Source organism: Dokdonia sp. Hel_I_53, from assembly GCF_007827465.1.
Classification (GTDB): Bacteria; Bacteroidota; Bacteroidia; order Flavobacteriales; family Flavobacteriaceae; genus Dokdonia.
This window is the reverse complement of sequence record NZ_VISL01000001.1, coordinates 929,517-948,830: the sequence shown is the minus strand read 5'-3', so window position 1 is coordinate 948,830 and position 19,314 is coordinate 929,517. Positions and strand designations below refer to the sequence as shown.

19 protein-coding genes are annotated in these 19,314 nt (G+C 37.0%); 11 read left to right on the top strand and 8 right to left on the bottom strand.

Going from position 1 to position 19,314, the window contains the following annotated elements; genetic code table 11:
* Nucleotides 1-20 precede the first annotated feature (20 nt).
* Both OD90_RS04195 and OD90_RS04190 read right to left on the bottom strand, forming a co-directional pair.
* Nucleotides 21-449: a thiol-disulfide oxidoreductase DCC family protein gene (locus tag OD90_RS04195; protein WP_144667026.1), complete on the bottom strand. Its 429-nt coding sequence runs from the start codon at nucleotides 447-449 to the stop codon at nucleotides 21-23.
* A 6-nt stretch (nucleotides 450-455) separates the two neighbouring features.
* Nucleotides 456-2,630, bottom strand: coding sequence for an endonuclease MutS2 (locus OD90_RS04190; RefSeq protein WP_144667023.1), 2,175 nt, complete (start codon nucleotides 2,628-2,630; stop codon nucleotides 456-458).
* A 116-nt stretch (nucleotides 2,631-2,746) separates the two neighbouring features.
* On the opposite strand from OD90_RS04190, the gene ung reads away from it, so the two are divergent.
* On the top strand, nucleotides 2,747-3,412 hold the full coding sequence (ung, locus tag OD90_RS04185) for a uracil-DNA glycosylase (protein WP_144667020.1): 666 nt from the start codon (nucleotides 2,747-2,749) through the stop codon (nucleotides 3,410-3,412).
* Nucleotides 3,413-3,688: 276 nt separating this feature from the next.
* Here ung and OD90_RS04180 read toward each other — a convergent pair whose 3' ends face one another.
* The 6 genes from OD90_RS04180 to OD90_RS04155 form a co-directional block, all read right to left on the bottom strand.
* Entirely contained in the window at nucleotides 3,689-4,540 is an 852-nt protein-coding gene (locus tag OD90_RS04180; protein ID WP_144667017.1) for a substrate-binding domain-containing protein, read from the bottom strand.
* A 3-nt stretch (nucleotides 4,541-4,543) separates the two neighbouring features.
* Nucleotides 4,544-6,598 (bottom strand): polyphosphate kinase 1, encoded by a 2,055-nt coding sequence (gene ppk1 / locus OD90_RS04175; RefSeq protein WP_144667014.1) that lies wholly within the window; start codon nucleotides 6,596-6,598, stop codon nucleotides 4,544-4,546.
* Nucleotides 6,599-6,702: 104 nt separating this feature from the next.
* Nucleotides 6,703-7,584 carry a nucleoside phosphorylase gene (locus tag OD90_RS04170; RefSeq protein ID WP_144667011.1) on the bottom strand — a complete coding sequence of 294 codons (882 nt, stop codon included), beginning with the start codon at nucleotides 7,582-7,584 and terminating at the stop codon, nucleotides 6,703-6,705.
* Nucleotides 7,585-7,587: 3 nt separating this feature from the next.
* Nucleotides 7,588-8,517, bottom strand: coding sequence for a DUF1835 domain-containing protein (locus OD90_RS04165; RefSeq protein WP_144667008.1), 930 nt, complete (start codon nucleotides 8,515-8,517; stop codon nucleotides 7,588-7,590).
* Entirely contained in the window at nucleotides 8,517-8,849 is a 333-nt protein-coding gene (locus OD90_RS04160; protein WP_144667006.1) for a translation initiation factor, read from the bottom strand. The genes OD90_RS04165 and OD90_RS04160 overlap by 1 nt, the downstream gene beginning before the upstream one ends.
* Nucleotides 8,850-8,921: 72 nt before the next feature.
* Complete coding sequence (locus OD90_RS04155; protein WP_144667003.1) at nucleotides 8,922-9,872, bottom strand: isopenicillin N synthase family dioxygenase; 951 nt, start codon at nucleotides 9,870-9,872, stop codon at nucleotides 8,922-8,924.
* A 254-nt stretch (nucleotides 9,873-10,126) separates the two neighbouring features.
* Here OD90_RS04155 and OD90_RS04150 point away from each other — a divergent pair, with 254 nt between their 5' ends.
* The 10 genes from OD90_RS04150 (at nucleotide 10,127) to OD90_RS04105 (ending at nucleotide 19,285) form a co-directional block, all read left to right on the top strand.
* Nucleotides 10,127-12,133: a thiamine pyrophosphate-dependent enzyme gene (locus OD90_RS04150; protein WP_144667000.1), complete on the top strand. Its 2,007-nt coding sequence runs from the start codon at nucleotides 10,127-10,129 to the stop codon at nucleotides 12,131-12,133.
* A 145-nt stretch (nucleotides 12,134-12,278) separates the two neighbouring features.
* Entirely contained in the window at nucleotides 12,279-12,440 is a 162-nt protein-coding gene (locus OD90_RS04145; protein WP_144666997.1) for a DUF1328 family protein, read from the top strand.
* A 71-nt stretch (nucleotides 12,441-12,511) separates the two neighbouring features.
* Nucleotides 12,512-13,006 carry a lipocalin family protein gene (locus tag OD90_RS04140; protein WP_144666994.1) on the top strand — a complete coding sequence of 165 codons (495 nt, stop codon included), beginning with the start codon at nucleotides 12,512-12,514 and terminating at the stop codon, nucleotides 13,004-13,006.
* Nucleotides 13,007-13,026: 20 nt separating this feature from the next.
* Nucleotides 13,027-13,737, top strand: a complete 711-nt coding sequence (locus tag OD90_RS04135) for an OmpA family protein (RefSeq protein ID WP_144666991.1) — start codon at nucleotides 13,027-13,029, stop codon at nucleotides 13,735-13,737.
* A 104-nt stretch (nucleotides 13,738-13,841) separates the two neighbouring features.
* Nucleotides 13,842-14,969, top strand: a complete 1,128-nt coding sequence (locus OD90_RS04130) for an NAD(P)/FAD-dependent oxidoreductase (protein WP_144666988.1) — start codon at nucleotides 13,842-13,844, stop codon at nucleotides 14,967-14,969.
* A complete protein-coding gene (locus OD90_RS04125) occupies nucleotides 14,959-15,663 on the top strand; it encodes a methyltransferase domain-containing protein (protein WP_144666985.1) in 705 nt (234 codons plus the stop codon). Before OD90_RS04130 ends, OD90_RS04125 begins: the two co-directional genes overlap by 11 nt.
* Nucleotides 15,664-16,716: a type III polyketide synthase gene (locus OD90_RS04120; RefSeq protein ID WP_144666983.1), complete on the top strand. Its 1,053-nt coding sequence runs from the start codon at nucleotides 15,664-15,666 to the stop codon at nucleotides 16,714-16,716. It begins immediately after the preceding gene.
* Nucleotides 16,717-16,795: 79 nt separating this feature from the next.
* Nucleotides 16,796-17,581, top strand: coding sequence for an SDR family oxidoreductase (locus OD90_RS04115; RefSeq protein ID WP_144666980.1), 786 nt, complete (start codon nucleotides 16,796-16,798; stop codon nucleotides 17,579-17,581).
* Complete coding sequence (locus tag OD90_RS04110; RefSeq protein WP_144666977.1) at nucleotides 17,578-18,021, top strand: 3-hydroxyacyl-ACP dehydratase FabZ family protein; 444 nt, start codon at nucleotides 17,578-17,580, stop codon at nucleotides 18,019-18,021. The genes OD90_RS04115 and OD90_RS04110 overlap by 4 nt, the downstream gene beginning before the upstream one ends.
* Nucleotides 18,011-19,285 (top strand): beta-ketoacyl-[acyl-carrier-protein] synthase family protein, encoded by a 1,275-nt coding sequence (locus OD90_RS04105; protein WP_144666974.1) that lies wholly within the window; start codon nucleotides 18,011-18,013, stop codon nucleotides 19,283-19,285. Before OD90_RS04110 ends, OD90_RS04105 begins: the two co-directional genes overlap by 11 nt.
* Nucleotides 19,286-19,314 lie beyond the last annotated feature (29 nt).

Here is a 19,314-nt window from a genome sequence, read left to right as displayed (position 1 = left end):
CTCAATGAGGGAACTAGCCTTTAGGGATTGTCATAATCCAAAAATTTAGACTTCAATTCAGGCGTAGGGATCATACAGGCATTCATTTTGCCGAACCACCTATAGCGATTGCGCGCGATAAAGTCATACACCCCATCTCTAATAAATTTTGGAATAATTAAAAATATGCTAAGTAAAGGCCAACCACCTTTTAGATGCTTTGCAATTTTCAAGGCAGCTGTACTTTTTGTAAAAGCACTTCCATTTGCTATTAAAATAATGGAGTCTACATTATCTTGGTCAATCTCATGTTTGAGAGCGAGCTCTTTTCCAATATCGCTTTGAAGCGGTGCATAACGAAACAGATCAGCTTTGTCTCTTTGTATGACAAATGTAATTGCGCCATTGCATAAATTACAGACGCCATCAAAAAGGATAATCTTATGTGCTGAGATATCAATTTTGTTCATCTGTACTTATTTATTCTTGTTTTCGCGTTGCACTAGCTCTAGTTGATCTAGAGATACATTAGTCGTAAACATGCCGTAATTAACAGTTGCCTTTCCTTTTTCTATACTATCAATACTTCCTACAGCCTTCCCATCCTGCATTCTAACACGGTCGCCTTCTTTCAAAATTACTTTAGGTTTCACGGGTGCTGGCGCCACTTTTTTTGCTTCTTTTTTCTTCTCCCGTATGACTTTTACGTGCTTTTCGGCCTCTTTTTTTACTGCGAGTTCCTTTGCTTTTTCGGCTTTTGCTTGTTTTGCAGATTGTTTTTTCCGTTTACTATTTTCAATCTGGACAATCTTTAAAAACTCAGCAATGAGTTCTTTTTTCTTTTTGTCTTTGAAAAACTTAGAACTTATATTGTCCAGCTTAGTTCCTAGGTAAATCATACGCTGGTTACTATCATATAACTCTTGGTAGCTTTCTAGTTTGCTTTGGACTTTTTCGTTAATCTCAGCAAGCTGTTCTTTTTCTTTAGCAGCTTGTTGCTCTTTCGCTTTAAGCGCAGTAGTAGTTTTACTAAGTTTACTACGTTCTTTTTGTAGGTTGGCAATACTCTTGTCAAAGCGTATTTTCCCTCGTTCTACTTTCTTTTTTGATCGGTTAATAAGCGAGTAGGGGATGCCGTTTTTTTGAGCGACCTCAAATGTAAAAGAACTTCCAGCTTCACCCATATGTAATTTAAATAATGGTTCTAGGGTACGCGCATCAAAAAGCATGTTTGCATTAACGATTTCTGGCGTTTCATTTGCCATCATTTTAAGATTTGCGTAGTGGGTAGTAATGATACCAAAAGCTTCTCGCTCGTGAAAGACCTCAAGAAATGTCTCAGCTAGCGCTCCCCCAAGCTCTGGATCTGATCCAGTACCAAATTCATCAATAAGAATTAACGAATTGCGATCGCACTTTTTTAAGAAATAGTTCATATTCTTAAGTCGATAGCTGTAGGTACTTAAATGGTTTTCTATACTCTGGTTATCTCCTATATCAGTAAGTACTTTATTAAATAAACAAACACGTGAGTATTCATGTACTGGTATAAGCATACCGCTTTGAAGCATTACCTGTAATAAACCCACAGTTTTAAGTGTGATACTTTTACCACCAGCATTGGGTCCAGATATGACTATAATTCTACTCTCTTGATCTAAATGTATATCTTGTGGATACGTTTTTTCTTTTTTAGCCTTATTACTCAGATATAAAAGTGGGTGATAAGCATCTTTAAGTGTAAGCTCTCGATCTGTAGTAATTTTTGGCAATAGAGCATCCATGGCCTCTGCATATTTCATTTTTGCAGCAATCACATCAATATCACTCAAAAGCTCTTGATATTCTTTAAAAAGTTCAATATGCGGGCGCATACGTGCCGTAAGTTCCTTTAAAATACGCTTTACCTCTTCATCTTCTTCAAAAATAAGATTATTTAATTCTCGTTGTGCTTGGAGTGTTGCTTCTGGCTGGATGTAAGTTATACTTCCCGTTTTTGAGCTCCCCATGATAGAACCCTTTACTTTGCGTCTATGCATTGCTGTAACAGCAAGCACACGTACGTTATCTACAATAGATTCTCTTATGTCATCTAAATAGCCATAACTTGCATATTGTCCCAAGGCGCTCGCAAAACTAGAATTAATACGACCTTTTGTTTGATTAATTGCTCTTCTCACTGTTTGTAAAGTGGGAGACGCGTCATCCCGTACTTCGCCATACTTATCAATTACTCGATGTACAGCCTCTATGATTTCCTTAGTGTAAGGTGTTTGAGAAACAGTTTCTTGTAATGTAGGAAATTGCTCTTCGAACTTTTTAAAATATTTGAGCTGAATATTAACCGTTTCAGAAATGCTAGCAAGTTTCTTAAAGCTTCCTTTTTCTAAGGTGTAATCTTCAATATCTAGATATTTGATTTCTTGATCAATGGTGTCAAAACCATGATTAGGTATAGGCGTTTCTGCCGTGCGGGAAGAGAGATATTCGTTTGTTTGATGAAGCCCAAATAATACGTCCTTAGGAGAGGGATATGGTTTTATAGCTAGAGCCTTAGCTTTTCCTTTTTCAGTCGTACAGCGTTCAGATAAATGGCTGCATACAGTATCAAACTCTAAATCTTCAAGTGTTTTTTGTGTAATATGTATCATATGATTTTTCGCTTTCGCGAAAATATTCGAGGCTTAAAACCTCTACCTTTTTATTCTTTTCTATAGCTTTGAGTGGTCATTTGTGATGACAGTACTCCCTAACAAAAATACGTATAATGGATGTAACTATAGCGGCAAGCTGGAAGCGTGAACTCGCCGAAGAATTTGAAAAACCTTACTTTAAAGACCTCATAGAGTTTGTAAAAGAAGAATACAGGAGCCACACTTGCTTTCCACCAGGGAAAGCCATTTTTTCAGCCTTTGATCACTGTCCGTTTGATAAAGTAAAAGTGGTGATCATAGGTCAAGACCCTTATCATGGAGAGGGACAAGCTAACGGACTTTGCTTTTCTGTACAAGATGGTATATCACATCCACCTTCCTTAACTAATATTTTCAAAGAGCTGCATACAGATACAGGGATTGCCATACCCATTTCTGGTAATTTAGAACGTTGGGCAGATCAAGGCATTTTAATGTTAAATGCCACGCTTACGGTAAGAGCCCACGAAGCGGGCTCACATCAAAAGAAAGGGTGGGAGCAATTTACAGATGCGGTAATTACTGCATTATCTGAAAAACGAGAAAACATAATTTTTCTCTTATGGGGAGGATTTGCTAAAAAGAAAGGTAAAAAAATCGACACTACTAAACATCATATATTGACATCTGGTCATCCATCACCGTTAAGTGCAAATAGAGGATATTGGTTCGGTAATAAGCATTTTAGTAAGACTAATGAATTATTGAGTCAAGAGGGAAAAGAGGAGATAGTATGGTAATTAATGATGCTAGCTAGCTATTAAGTCTCTTAGGTTTAACAGGTATAAAAAAGCGACACCGAAAATTTGAATTAGCTTCAGTGCCGCTGTATAGATATAAATTTACTCCTCTTCAGGTTCATGCTCTGCATATTTGTTGCAGGAAAATTTTAGAAGTAAAAAGTTTATTGTGAGAAGGAAACCTAATACAATAAAAAATATAATCATCGTTTAAATGCTTTGTTGCTATTGTAAAGATGCTTTTTTCTAAAAAGGTTGCGTTGCTTTGTAAGAAAATTAAATGTCGTGAATGTAACTTGATGGCTCTTTGATGGACTCAATCATCTTTAGCTTATAAATTCTAGATTGTACTCTTTTTATTTCTTCTATAGAAATTTGTTCTTGAGACCATGAGGTGAGCGAGAGCCATTTTTGTATATCATCTAGCTGTTGTTCGTACCTATTTGCAAGCGTACGATCTATAGAAGGGATATTTTTAAAATCTCCAGTCACTGTATTTATAGTGTCAAGAACTATCTGTACAGCATATGAATTTTCATCTATAAAATCTTCTCTTCCAGCTATAACAAAGCAGCTCCATGGCGTAGGAAAATCCCCTAAACGCCTAAAAATACCTTTGTCAACAATAGGTTTTGTTGTAAAATGTTCCCACATAAAATAGTCTGCACTACCATTAGTAAGCGTAGTGATGGCATTTTCAAGAGTGTTTACAACTTCAAAGTCTAGATTATCTGTATTCCAACCGCGTTGTTCGGCTTGTACATAGGCCATGACATGTGATCCAGATCCATAACGGCTTATGGCGCAGGTTGCATTTTCTAACTCTTCAATAGATTTAAACTTGCTATTTGCCGCCACATGTACACCCCATTGCAACGGGGAAGAGACAAAAAGTTGTAAAATTTTTGAAGGATTTCCGGCAGCGATATCTTTTATGATACCACCAGTAAGTATTACTGCGAGATCTATTTCTTTATCTCTAAGTGCCTTATTCATCGCACCTGTACCTTCAGGAAAATCAATCCATTCTAATTCGATGCCTTGAGAGGCAAACATTCCATCTTCTATTGCTAGGTGCCATGGTAAGTTAAAGTGTTCTGGAACACCACCTATTCTAATCTTCGTCATATATTAATTGTGCTTCTCTTTCAAATATTCAAAAATAGCATATTGCGATCTAACTTTGGGAGAGTCTATGGCTGCTTTCGCGAAAGCGTTATTCTCCTCTTTGTTTTGAATGCGCGCCTTAATATTATCTGCTAGTTGAATTTCTAAAATATCTTTTAATTCTTTTTTGCAATTTTCATCCGTAATAGGAACAAGAACTTCAATACGTCTATCTAGGTTACGGGTCATCCAATCTGCACTTCCTATGTACATGCGCTCGTCACCTCCATGATAAAACCAATACATGCGCCCATGCTCTAAATACCGATCTAAAATAGAGGTCATGTAAATATTTTCACTAAGTCCTTTTACTCCAGGTATTAGAGAGGAAAAGCCGCGTACAATCATACGTATCTCAACACCTGCCTGACTAGCTTTGTATAATAAGGCTATCATGTCTTTATCCTCTAGGCTATTCATCTTAATTTTGATAGCCGCTGGTTTTCCCTCTCTGGCGGCTTCAATCTCACTATATATAAGCTTTTCAAATGTTCTTCTAGTTGTAAATGGTGAAACCAATAAATGCTTATTTCTAGGGACTATTAAGTCGCCTTCCAAAACTTTAAAAACTCTATTTAATTCTTTTCCTAGTTTTTTATCTGCAGAGAAGAACCCATGGTCAGCGTAAATTTTAGAGGTTTTGGCGTTAAAATTTCCTGTACCTATATAAATATAACGTCTATTACGACCGTCTTCCTTGCGTTTTATAAGTAGAATCTTTGAATGGACTTTTATACGAGGGTAACTATAAATTACCGTAGCACCTTTATCTTCAAAAGTTCGTCCCCAGCGTATATTATTCTCCTCATCAAATCGTGCTTTTGCCTCTATGAAAATGAAAACTTTTTTACCATTACCTAGCGCTTTTAATAGAGCCGTTGTAAGTGGAGACTGTGAAGCAACTCGATAGAGTGAGATTTTTATTTCCTCAACTTTCGGATCAGATGCTGCTTGTTCTACTAGCTGCTCTACGTAGTTAAAAGACATAAATGGAAAATGTACTAAATGGTTTCCTTGACGTAGTGTTTCAAATAAGTCCGTACTTTCTTCTAACGCTGTATGTTTTACCAGCGGCATAGGAGTATAATGAAGCGCCTTGTTATTAGTGGGGTCTGGGAAGGAAAAGAAATCATTAAAATTGTGATATCTGCCTCCTGGCATCATATCTACTTTTCCCACTTTTAAAAACTTACGTAACCGTTTAGTATCTTCTTTAGACATAGACGCATCATACAATAGACGCGTAGGTTGTCCTTTGTGACGTCTCTTTAAGGATTCATAAATACGATCTGCCAGTATGCCATCTACTTCATCATCAAGATATAGCTCTGCATCGCGTGACATTTTTATTTCATAAATATTTTCAATTATAGCGTTTGGAAAAAGTTCAGGTATTTTATAATGAATAATATCATCTATAAAGGTGATGTAGTGCTTTTGTTTTATAGTGGCAAGGTTTACAAATCTATCTATTTTATTAGATGGGATGTTTACAAAACCCAACTGTTGAGAATCTTTAAATGTTACGAAAAAATAGATACATTGATCTTCGAGAAAAACTTTTTTATCTTCTGTGGGATTGACAAGCTTTACCTCTAAGTGCTCTTTAATTTTGGCTTGATACCAACCATTAATTAAGGTTTCAAATTGACCATGGTAGCTTTTTGCATCAAGTAGATAAATATTGTTTGTTTCCAGCTCGGGAATAATTTGCTCTCTAAAGATTTTTCCAAATCTTTTATGCTGCGCCTCTACAGTAGCCTTGATCTCTTTTACTATAGCATTGGGCTTAAGGGATAGTTGTTTCCTAATCCTTTTTTTTACTCTTTTGAGTTGTCGCAGTTGTGATACTCGCACTCTAAAAAACTCATCCAAATTTGTGGCATAAATGGCTAAAAATTTTAACCGCTCATAAAGTGGATTATTTTCGACATCTTCTGCCTCTTGAAGCACGCGCTCATTAAAACTGAGCCAGTTCAAATCCCGGTGTCTGTAGGTGTCGTCTGTGAGTGGTTTCATTATGGGCTTTTTGTCAAATGTACAAAAGCGCCATTCCTATATATTTAAGGCTTTGTTAAATATATAGGTCATTTATGCTCATAGAAACTTCACTAGGGAATAGATTATTTAACTAAACAATCGAGTGCAAATTGTATAAGGTTTTCAGTAAGCTTTCTAGGAGATGCGGAGAAAGTACCGCTAGCACGATTTGCTAAAATAGCATTGAGAGAAACTGCTCTATGGCCCAATAATTTTGCGAGACCATAAATACCTGAGGTCTCCATTTCTAGATTTGTGATACGTAAGTCTTTTTCGCTTTCGCGAAAGCGGAATGAAGCCAATTTATCATTCATAGACGCGTCACTAGTATCAAGTCGAAGCCTTCTCCCTTGAGGGGCATAGAAACCTATATTTGTAGCCGTAAATCCATGATGTACTTGCGGAGCGCTAAATGTTGCAGCAAGCGATGCATCGCAACTTACCACATATGGTGTACTTTTCTCAGGAGCCCAAGACATGTGTTGCACAAAGGATTGTTGAATTTCCTCATTCTGAATGTGGGCACTATTGTAAAAGTGAACAAGAGCATCTAACCCAATAGCGTACTTAGATATTAAAAAACTATCTATAGGAATATCGCTCTGTATTGAACCGCTTGTACCTATGCGTATAATATCTAAGGAAGTTTGGGTAGATTTTACAGTTCGTGTTTCTAAATCAATATTCACAAGTGCGTCTAACTCATTTAGAACAATATCTATATTATCGGTACCTATTCCTGTAGAAATTACTGTAAGTTCTTTCCCCTTATAAGTACCTGTTGTTGTTTTGAACTCCCGCTTATGCGTTGAAAACCTTATAGAATCAAAATATTTTGTAATGGTATCTACTCGATCGGGATCACCTACCGTAATAATGGTATTTGCAATATTCTCTGGCTTTAGTTGTAAGTGATATATAGATCCATCCTCATTGAGGATGAGCTCTGAAGCTGCAATTTTCATAAATTAAATTTTTGATAGTTGGTGATCCTTGCTATTGTAGCTATAATCATATTTAAATGTTCCGCCTAGAGGACATTGATATACCATCGAGTTTCTTACATTTAAATTGTCTTCAAGTACGGCTATTCCTTTTTCTGTGAGTGCAAGAATATTATCTTCATTGGTAAAAAAAGAATCCATTCGACTTATCATCTTCAGAATTTGTATGTCTCCATACCCATAGTATCCTTGATAATTAAGCATATAACCACAAAGTTGATGTTTCGATTTTATCTTATACTTACGTATAAGTTCAAGCATGTTAGTCTCTAAGGTGTTAAGACCTGTTTCTTGATGAGGAAAGCGTTCTTTATGGGCACTAATACAGTTAGCAAGATATTTAAAGTTTGAATTTTTGGCGATACTGGGTTTAAATTTAAGGTGGTCATCACCGCAATAGATTCTCCATAAATCATCTGCAAGGAAGAGATCATGATTGTCCAGCAATACTTTATTCTCATAGTGATTTAGAAGCTGCTTATTTGAGAGCTCTGATAATCCATGCAGTTGTGTCTCAGATTCTATCCAGCCACTACATACTAAGTATATATTTTTTGACAGCTCTAAAGATCTTAAAAAACTGATGCAAGCTATCATATTGATATGGCAAAAGAGATCATATTCAAACCAAAGAACAATTTCTTTGTATTGATCCCCACCTGCTATAATAGCTAGTTGAGAACCAAATTTGTCTTCGTATGACCGTGCATGATCAGGATAATTTTTTTTAAAAAAGGATAAACGAGTTTTTATAAATTCATCACTAGCAAGATTAACTACCGTTTTACCTTCACAAAGCATTTCACGCCACACAGCAACGTCTCCTTTTATGTAATTTTCAGTGAGCTTAGTAGTTAAAGAATCGCCATTAACTATATGTAGTGTTTGTTTCATTAACCGCCTACGCGCTTAGTTTTAAATCCTTTGTCCTTCAAAAAACTCATGATGCGATCGCGGTAGTCGCCTTGGATGATGATACTTTCATTTTTGAAACTACCACCTACACCTAAATATACTTTAATTTCTTTTGCTAGAATCTTAAAATCAGAGGTTTCTCCAGTATATCCTTCTATTATTGTAATAGGTTTTCCTTTCCGTTTTTCATACTTACAAAGGAGAGGATCATTTTGAATCCATAATGTATCTTCTAAGGGAAGGTCTTCCTCTTGAGTTCCTTCTGGGGTATGATCTGGGAATAGGTTTTTAAGTTGATCGCTTAAGTCCATTTGTCTGAGCAATAAAAGCGTGAATAATACGGTAAAACCTATGACTACCCACGCATTGTATATATGTAAGTACTATTCTTTAATAAGGCCAATTTCTACGAGGCGTTGGTGTAAAAATTCTCCAGCTGTGATATCCTCAAAAGCTTTAGGATGCTCTTCATCAACACACTCATCTAGACAGTTTAGTTTCATATCTGACCTAGGGTGCATAAAAAATGGAATAGAATAGCGTGCGGTTCCCCATTCTTCTTTTGGTGGGTTTACAACCCTGTGGATGGTAGAACGCAATTTGTTATTAGTATGGCGTTCTAACATATCACCTACATTAATTACAAGCTCATCTTCATTAGGTATGGCATCTATCCATTCACCATCTTTACGTAATACCTGAAGTCCTCCAGCAGAAGCTCCCATTAAAAGGGTAATTAAATTTATATCACCATGTGCACCTGCTCGTACAGCACCTTTTGGCTCTTCAGTAATAGGAGGGTAGTGAATAGGACGTAAAATACTATTTCCATTACGAGCCCAGTGGTCAAAATAAAATTCGTCAAGTCCTATATATAGTGCTAATGCTCTTAAAACATAAATACCGGTTTTCTCGAGCATTCTGTAGGCTTCCATTCCTTTTTCATTAAAAGCAGGAAGTTCATTAACCATGATATTTCCTGGATATGCTTCTGCAAGATTTGCATCTTCGTCTGCCTCTTGACCAAAGTGCCAGAATTCTTTTAAATCTCCTTCTTTTTTACCTTTTGCGTGTTCTTTACCAAATGAAATATATCCACGCTGTCCGCCACCGCCTTCAATCTCGTATTTCATTTTAGTATCTTCTGGAAGGGAAAAAAAATCTTTTACACTTTTATATAAATCATCTACAAGGGCATCATCTAAGAAATGGTTTTTTAGCGATACAAAACCTATGTCCTCATATGCCGAACCAATTTCATTTACAAATTTCTGTTTTCGATCTGGATCATCACTTAAAAAATCTGCGAGGTCAACACTAGGTATATTATTCATTAGTTAGCTATTTGCGATTGTGGTACAAATATAATGAAACCGTACCTGTTTTGAAATTTGTTATTTGATATAGCGATATAGTTCATGTTAAGTAAATATGTTGTTTATGTAAGCTATCCGCTTTCGCGAAAGCGTGTAGATCAAACTTTTTTTTAACTAACAATGCCTATTAAGTTCAATTAGTTATCATATGTTTTTTCTACTTCTCCTCTTCCCAATAATTATTACATTTACTCTGTAATATAATTGACCACATGCAACATTCAATATCTCAAACTAAACCTTTTACCTATAATAGGGAAGGAATATCAAATGAAGAACTTCTAGCTCTTTATAAGTCAATGCTTAAACCTCGTATGATCGAGGAGAAAATGCTCATTCTTTTAAGACAGGGTAAGATCTCTAAATGGTTTGCTGGGATAGGTCAAGAAGCCATTTCTGTAGGAGTTACAATGGCCATGAAAAATGAAGAATATATATTACCTATGCACCGTAACTTGGGTGTGTTCACTACTAGAGAGATTCCATTATACAGACTCTTTACACAGTGGCAAGGTAAAATGAGCGGGTTTACTAAGGGTAGGGACCGTAGTTTTCATTTTGGTACACAAGAATTTAATATTGTGGGGATGATTTCTCATTTAGGACCACAACTAGGTGTTGCAGATGGAATTGCACTTGCCCATAAATTACGTAACGAAAAGTCTGTTACAGCTGTATTTACAGGGGAAGGAGGGACAAGCGAAGGAGACTTTCATGAAGCACTCAATGTAGCATCTGTTTGGGATCTACCTGTTTTATTTTGTATAGAAAATAACGGGTACGGATTGTCAACACCTACTTCAGAGCAGTATAAGTGTGAACACCTAGCGTATAGAGCAAAGGGCTACGGAATGGAGTCCCATATCATAGATGGCAATAATATTTTAGAGGTTTATAGCAAAATTAAAAGCATTACAGAGGATATTCGAATTAATCCTAGGCCTGTACTGATCGAATTCAAAACGTTTAGAATGCGTGGTCATGAGGAGGCTAGTGGTACAAAGTACGTGCCTCAGGAATTAATGGATTCTTGGGCCCAAAAAGACCCTGTAGTGAATTTTAAACAGTTTCTGCTTGATGAGGAAGTAATTACTGAAGAAATGCATGCGCAATTTACAGAAGCATTTACTGCAGAAATTAATGAGCACTTAGATCTTGCTTATGGTGAAAATGAGATCATCCCTGATCTAGACACAGAGGTAAATGATGTATTTGCTCCTTTTAGCTTTCGCGAAAGTAAACCGAGTGAAGAAACAGAAGAACTAAGACTCATAGATGCAATTTCAAAAGGACTTAAACAGTCTATGGAGAAATATGATGACCTTATTATTATGGGTCAGGATGTAGCAGAGTATGGAGGTGTTTTTAAAATTACTGAAGGTTTTGTAGAAGCTTTTGGGAAAGATCGTGTGCGTAATACGCCTATTTGTGAAAGTGCGATTGTTGAAACCTCAATGGGGTTATCAATTAACGGAATGAAAGCGGTAATGGAAATGCAGTTTTCAGATTTTGCTACGTCAGGTTTTAATCCTTTAGTAAATTATTTAGCAAAATCATATTACCGGTGGTCGCAACCTGCAGATGTAGTAGTTCGTATGCCTTGTGGAGCAGGTGTGGCCGCAGGACCTTTTCACTCTCAGACCAATGAGGCTTGGTTTACTCATACACCTGGATTAAAAGTAGTTTACCCAGCATTTCCAGCAGATGCAAAAGGCTTACTTGCGACGGCTATTGAAGATCCTAATCCAGTACTCTTCTTTGAACATAAAGCATTATACAGAAGTATAAGAGAGGAAGTGCCTGCAAATTATTATACGATACCGTTAGGAAAAGCATCTCTACTGCGCACGGGAGAGCAACTTACAATTATAACATACGGGGCTGGGGTACATTGGGCTCTTGAGATGCTTAATGAACTTTCTCATATTGAAACAGATTTGATTGACCTCAGAACTTTGCAGCCTCTAGATACTGATGCTATTTTTAAGTCAGTTCGTAAAACAGGGCGTGTACTTCTATTAACAGAAGACTCTGCTTTTGGTAGCATTATGTCAGACATCTCTGCGATGATTATGGAAAATTGTTTTGAGTCATTAGATGCACCCGTTAGAAGAGTGGCTAGTCTTGATACTCCTATTCCGTTTAATAAGGACCTAGAAGATCAATATTTATCACGTAAACGCCTTAAAGAAACAATGATAGAATTACTTAAATACTAATTGTTAATTTTTTAAGCAAAAAGCAGTAAAGTGTAACATTATTAATGAGCTATTAACATTTCTTCGTTAAAGCCTGCTAATTTTTGAATAAAACGTGGGATGTAAAATTACTTTTATCTCATACTAATCAATAAAAACAAAAATTATGTTACGTTGGACTATCATTTTTATCGTTATCGCAATTATAGCTGCCATATTCGGATTCGGAGGAATTGCATCTGGAGCTGAAAGCATCGCAAAAATTTTATTCTTCATTTTTATAATCTTATTCGTACTATCTCTAGTAAGTAGATTATTTAAGAAGTAAGAAACAGACTAACTTATCTAAGCAATTTCCTTTTATTTTTAAGGAAGTTGCTTTTTTTAAATCTAAAATCTATGAAATCAATTAAACAATTAATGCTCGTTGCTATAGTAGCTGTATTTGTGAGCTGTGGATCAAGTGATCAGGTAATCAAGGAGTCTGAAAAGACACTTAAAGGGTTGTGGTCATTAACAGATATTTCTTATGATCGTGATGGAATTTACGATGTAAAACTTTTTGACAACGTTACTACAGAATGTATGGTAGGAAGTACATGGAGATTTATTCCAAATAACAACTTTGGAAATTACGAATTAGACCCAACATCAGGTTGTGCAGAGGGTAAGAGTTATTTTATCTGGGACATACCACAGAATAATGGTAATGCAATGAATTACGATATTCTTTTAAAGCCTACAGATGAGCGCATGAAGAGTACAATGAATAATGCTGGTTATAGAGTAAACCTAGCATACCTTACAGATTCAAGCCTAACAATGACGCAAACTGTTACAGAAGGTGGCGAGCCTTTTAAAATTACAATGAACTTTACAAAAACAGCAGAGTAATCTGCATTTAAAACGATAGTATGAAATCAATTATAAAGAATATTGCTGTTGCTGCACTAGGTGTAGTAATGATTACAGGATTTACTAGCTGTGAGGCTACTAAAAATGCAAATAACAAACAAAAAGGAGCTGTAATAGGAGCTACTGGAGGTGCTGTTTTAGGTGCAATTTTGGGTAACAATGTTGGTAAAGGTGGTAACGGAGAATTAGGTGCCGTGATCGGTGGTGTAGTAGGAGGAACTGCTGGTGTTATCATAGGAAACAAAATGGATAAACAAGCACAAGAAATTGAAAAAGAAATTCCTGGAGCTACTGTAGAGCGTGTTGATGATGGTATTATAGTAACATTTGATGAGAATTCAGGGGTGTATTTTGATACTGGGAAATATAATGTGAATGCAGATTCCCAAACATTATTAAACAAGCTTTCTAATGTAATGAAGGAGTATGATCAAACAAATGTAATTGTTGCAGGGCATACTGATAGTCAAGGTAGTGATGCTTTAAACATGACGTTATCAAAGAACCGTGCAAACGCAGTTACTAATTATATGGTAGGAACAGGATTACTTCCGTCTAGATTTACAACGGTTTGGTATGGTGAAGATCAACCAGCAGCTAGTAATGATACAGCAGAGGGTAGAGCACAAAATAGAAGAGTGCAACTTGCAATTGTTCCTAATGAACAAATGAAGGAAGAAGCAATGAAAGAAGCAGGAGTAAAAGGATAATAGTTAAGTATCTTTAGTTAAGAGCCCCACGCAAAATTTGTGTGGGGTTTTTTTATTTAGATTTTTGAAAGAAATAATCTATCCTGTTGTAACTTGAAATTCATATGATTTCAAAACGAGACATTATCATTGTAGGTGGAGGACTGGCAGGTCTTACCGCGGCCATTCATTTGCAGCAAAAAAGATGCTCTGTGACACTTATTGAACGTCAAAATTATCCTAAACATAAAGTTTGTGGTGAATATGTTTCTAATGAGGTATTACCCTACATACGCGAGCTAGGTATTTATCCTCTCAAAAATGGAGCAAAGGATATTCGTGAATTTCAGTTTTCTGGCCTTAGCGGGAAAGCACTTTCTATACAGTTACCGTTAGGCGGTTTTGGTATGAGTCGCTATGCATTAGACCACTTAATGCTACAAAGAGCGATTGCACTTGGAGTCGAAGTAGTCCAAAAAACAGTGGAAAAGATTGGTTTCCAAGATAAGCAATTTAAGGTGGAGATGCGAGATACCACATTGTATGCGGACTATGTTTTAGGAGCTTATGGAAAAAGAAGCGGACTCGATGTTACGCTTTCGCGAAAGTTTATAAAAGAACGCACACCTTGGATGGGTGTTAAAATGCATTATGAAGCAGCATTTCCAGATGATGTGGTTGCCTTGCATAATTTTGAAGGAGGTTACTGTGGATTGTCAAAAGTAGAAACGGAAGCTGTGAATGTATGCTATCTCACAAACAATAAGACTTTTAAGAAATTTAAAGATTTAGCTGAATTTCAAAAAGAAATTTTAGAACAAAACGCTCAGTTAAAATCTTTTTTTTCTAATGCTAAACCAATTTTCAATAAGCCGATTGCCATAAGTCAGATATCCTTTGAAAACAAATCAACTATAGAAGATCATATTCTTATGATAGGCGATAGTGCAGGGCTTATCCATCCATTGTGTGGAAATGGTATGGCAATGGCCATTCATAGTGCAAAAATTGCTTCCGAATGTTTACTGTATCATTTTGAAAACCAAACTTCTAGACAGCAACTTGAAATCAATTATACCAAGCGGTGGAAGAAAGCATTTACACAACGCATGCGCAATGGAGCCCTTATTCAAAGAGGACTTTACAGTAAAACACTTACAAGAGTAGGAGTACAGCTTTTGCAAAAATCTCCTCTGTTATTAAAGAAAATTATTAGCTCAACTCATGGAAAACCACTGTCAGATGAATTTTAGTAAGCGAAGTACGCTCCCAGAATTAATGGACAATCCAGAGCTACCCGAGCCAGAATTACAATTAGCGCTACAGGATTTAGCACTTGTAAATAAATACTTAGGTGGTAATGGAATCACAATCAAAGCTTTAGAACGCATTGTTTCTGAGCATCCAGATAAGAATAAATGGCATATTATAGATGTAGGCTGTGGAGATGGAGAAATGCTGAGGCAGGTAGCGCAACACTTCGCAAAAAAATCTTTAGACATTAAATTTTTAGGAATCGACATTAACGAGAAAAGTATTGCTGCTGCTAAAAAGCAAAGCGAAGACTTGCAAAATATTTCATTTGAACAAAAAGACATCCATACACTCGAAGCAGATGATTTGAAATGTGACATAGTTTTGTTTACACTCACTATGCATCACCTTACAGATTCTCAAATACTTTTATTTTTAGAAACCTGCAAAAAAATTGCCTCTGTTGCGATTATAGTGAATGACCTACAACGAAGTAAACTGGCATATAGACTTTTTCAAGTTTTTAGTGGTATTTTTATGAAAAGTAAGATTGCAATATACGATGGTAAAATATCGGTTGCGCGTTCTTTTAAGAGAAAAGATTTAGAGGAGTATTCAAAGAAACTTGCACTTGATGACTATTTAATTAAATGGAAATGGGCATTTAGATATTTGTGGATTATAAACATATAGATGAGCGTAAAAGTCACTACAGTTGCAAAGCAACTACCACCATACTCAAGAACTACAGAGGAAATTATGCCATTTTTGGACATTTGGCTAGAAGGGCAAGAAGATCGCTTTAAGCGAAAGGTTAAAAAGATTTTTGGAAATGCCGCTGTAGACAAAAGGTATAGCATTATGTCTCCAGAAGAGGTTTTTACAGCCACTAGCTTTCAGGATAAGAATGACATTTACACAAGGGAAGTTGTGAAACTAGGAGAACAAGTACTCAAAAAGGCATTGCAAAAAGCAACTTGGGAGGCAACTAGTATAGACTTTATCATCACCGTAAGCTGTACTGGGATCATGATACCATCATTAGATGCGTATCTAATTAATGCATTACAATTACGCCAAGATATAGTACGCCTGCCGGTTACAGAAATGGGTTGTGCAGCTGGAGTGAGCGGTATGGTTTATGCCAATGAATTTCTCAAAGCAAATCCAGGTAAGCGAGCAGCGGTAATTGCAATTGAGAGTCCTACAGCGACTTTTCAACATGATGATTACTCAATGGTAAATGTAGTAAGTGCAGCAATTTTTGGTGATGGAGCGGCTTGCGTGCTACTATCGAGTAAGAAGGAAGACAAAGGACCTGAAATTATAGATACAGAAATGTATCATTTTTACAATGCTCAACATATGATGGGCTTTAAACTGGTCAACACAGGCTTGCAGATGATTTTAGATGAGCAAGTCCCGCAGCAAATAGCAGATAAATTTCCAGACATCATTCATCCCTTTTTAGAGCAAAATGGCTACAAGATTGAAGATGTAAATCATCTAATATTTCACCCTGGAGGTAGGAAAATTGTAGAAACGGTAGAAGAACTTTTTGGAAAACTAGGTAAGAATATTGACGATACAAAAGAAGTTCTAAAATTATACGGTAACATGAGTAGTGCGACGGTCCTTTATGTATTAGAACGATTTTTAGATAGAGAATGCAAAAAAGGAGATCTGGGAATAATGCTCAGTTTTGGACCTGGATTTTCGGCGCAACGTATTCTATTAAAATGGTAATAGTAGCAATACAACAAGGTAAGTTTGGACTTTCACGGAATTTTAAGAAGTAATAATTAAGTAATGAGCATTTTTAAATATGCAATCTTATAAAAACAAATACGCCGTTATTTTGGGAGGAAGTTCTGGTTTAGGACTGGCAACCGCACAAAAACTAGCTCAAGAAGGTATGCACCTTATCATTGTACACCGTTCTCGTCGTAGTGTCATGGCTACATTTGAAGAGAACGTTACAGCAATGCAACAAAATGGAGCAAATGTATTGACCTTCAATACTGATGCTTTGCATCCTCAAAAACGTGAACAGGTAATTACTGAGCTATTAGAAAAAATAGGTAAACATCAAGTAAAAGCAATCATTCATAGTGTGGCTCGTGGCAATTTAAAACCTATGTATTCACAGGAAGGTGCTGTGCTTTCTAACGAAGATTTTAAGCTAACTTTAGACGCCATGGCCGTTAATTATTACGATTGGGTTTCCGCTTTCGCGAAAGCGGAATTATGCACACCAAATGCGAGAGCCATTGCATTTACCAGTGAAGGAAGCAGCCGTGCATGGTCGCAATACGGGGCAGTTGCAGCAGCCAAAGCAGCATTAGAAAGTATCTCACGCGGTATAGCATTAGAATTTGCTCCTGTGGGCATTACCTCAAACTGTATACTTGCCGGCGTTACTGATACTGAAAGTTTACGCCTCATACCAGGCAGTGAGCTTATGAAAGAAAAGTCACTAGAACGCAATCCGTACGGGAGATTGACCCTTCCCGAAGATGTGGGAAATGCTGTGTATTTATTAATGCGAGATGAAGCAGCCTGGATTAATGGGGCAGTCATCCCAGTAGATGGAGGAGAACACATACGATGAGCCCAAAAGAAATCATAGCGGCCTTACCGTATAGCAAACCTTTTCTCTTTGTAGATAACATTGTTGAGGTAAGTGATCAAGCAATTTGTGGGGATTATACGTTTCCAGAAGATTCTTTTTTTTATAAGGGACACTTCAAAAATCATCCAGTAACTCCGGGCGTTATTCTCACTGAATGTATGGCGCAAATAGGGTTAGTGAGTTTAGGGATTTTTAAATTGAGAGATAAAGAACTGAATAATTTGCAAGTAGCTTTTACCAATGCTGAGGTTCAATTTTTAAAACCTGTGTTACCTTCAGAAAAGGTAACTGTCACCGCAGAAGAAACTTATTTTAGGTTTCAAAAATTAAAATGTAAGGTAAGTCTGCGTAATGAAAATAATGAAATCTGTGCCACAGGTAATCTTTCTGGTATGTTTAGTATAATAAATGAAAAATAGAGTTGTCATAACGGGAATGGGGGTTTGCGCTCCTAATGGTATAGGTCTGGAAGCTTTTAGTGAGGCTATTTTTTCAGGAAAAAGCGGGGTGCGTTTCCACCAAAAACTTGCCGACTTGAATTTTGGCTGTCAAATAGCCGGAGAACCAAGCATTCCTGATGGAATGCTAGAAGAATATTTTACCGCACTTCAATTAAAAGATCTACAAAGTTCTGGAATAGAATACGGAATGATAGCTGGGGTGGATGCTTGGTGCGATGCCGGTCTATCATCAACGGACAAAGATACGGTGGATTATGATAGTGGAATTGTTTTTGGAGTATCGCTACTAGGGGCAGAGAAGTTTAGAAGCTCCATTTATCTAACGGATGAGGGAAAAGTAAGACGTCTAGGGAGTACCTCTGTAGTACAAACTATGGCAAGTGGTATTAGTGCATATCTAGGAGGTTATATAGGTTGCGGAAATCAAGTGACTACCAATTCAAGCGCTTGTACCACTGGTCTAGAAAGTGTTTTCATGGGATACGAGCGTATTCGTAATGGGCATGCAGTACGAATGCTCGTAGGAAGTTGTAATGATAGCGGCCCCTACATTTGGGGTGGGTTTGATGCTATGCGTGTGCTTACCACAAAAAATAATGATCAGCCAGAACACGGCAGCCGGCCTATGCAAGCCGATGCTAACGGTTTTGTGCCGGGAGCCGGAGCGGGAGCGCTTGTTCTGGAAACACTAGAAAGTGCCCAAGCGAGAGGAGCAAAAATCTACGCCGAAGTCTTAGGGGGAGCCGTAAACAGCGGCGGACAACGAAATGGAGGAACGATGACTGCGCCTAATAGCGAAGCTGTACAACGATGCATCAAACAAGCAGTACAAAACAGTGGCGTGGAGTCTAATGAGATAGATACCATAAATGGACATTTAACCTCCACTGGAATGTGTCCTACTGAGGTGAAAAACTGGAGTGAGGCCTTAGAATTGAGAGGTGCAGAATTTCCCTATATCAATAGTCTAAAAAGTATGACAGGCCATTGTCTCGCTGCGGCTGGTAGTATCGAAGCTGTGGCCACTATATTAGAAATAGAAGAGGGAAAAATTTTTGGAAATATAAATGCTAACAATACACATCCAGATATTACAGAATGTGTAGCTTTAGAAAAAATACCACAGCATACGATAGAGAAGCCCATTCAAATTGCGGCCAAGGCAAGTTTTGGCTTTGGAGATGTGAATTGCTGTATGCTGTTTAAGAAATTTACTACCTAACGATTGATACACTAATGGAGAGCGTTTTT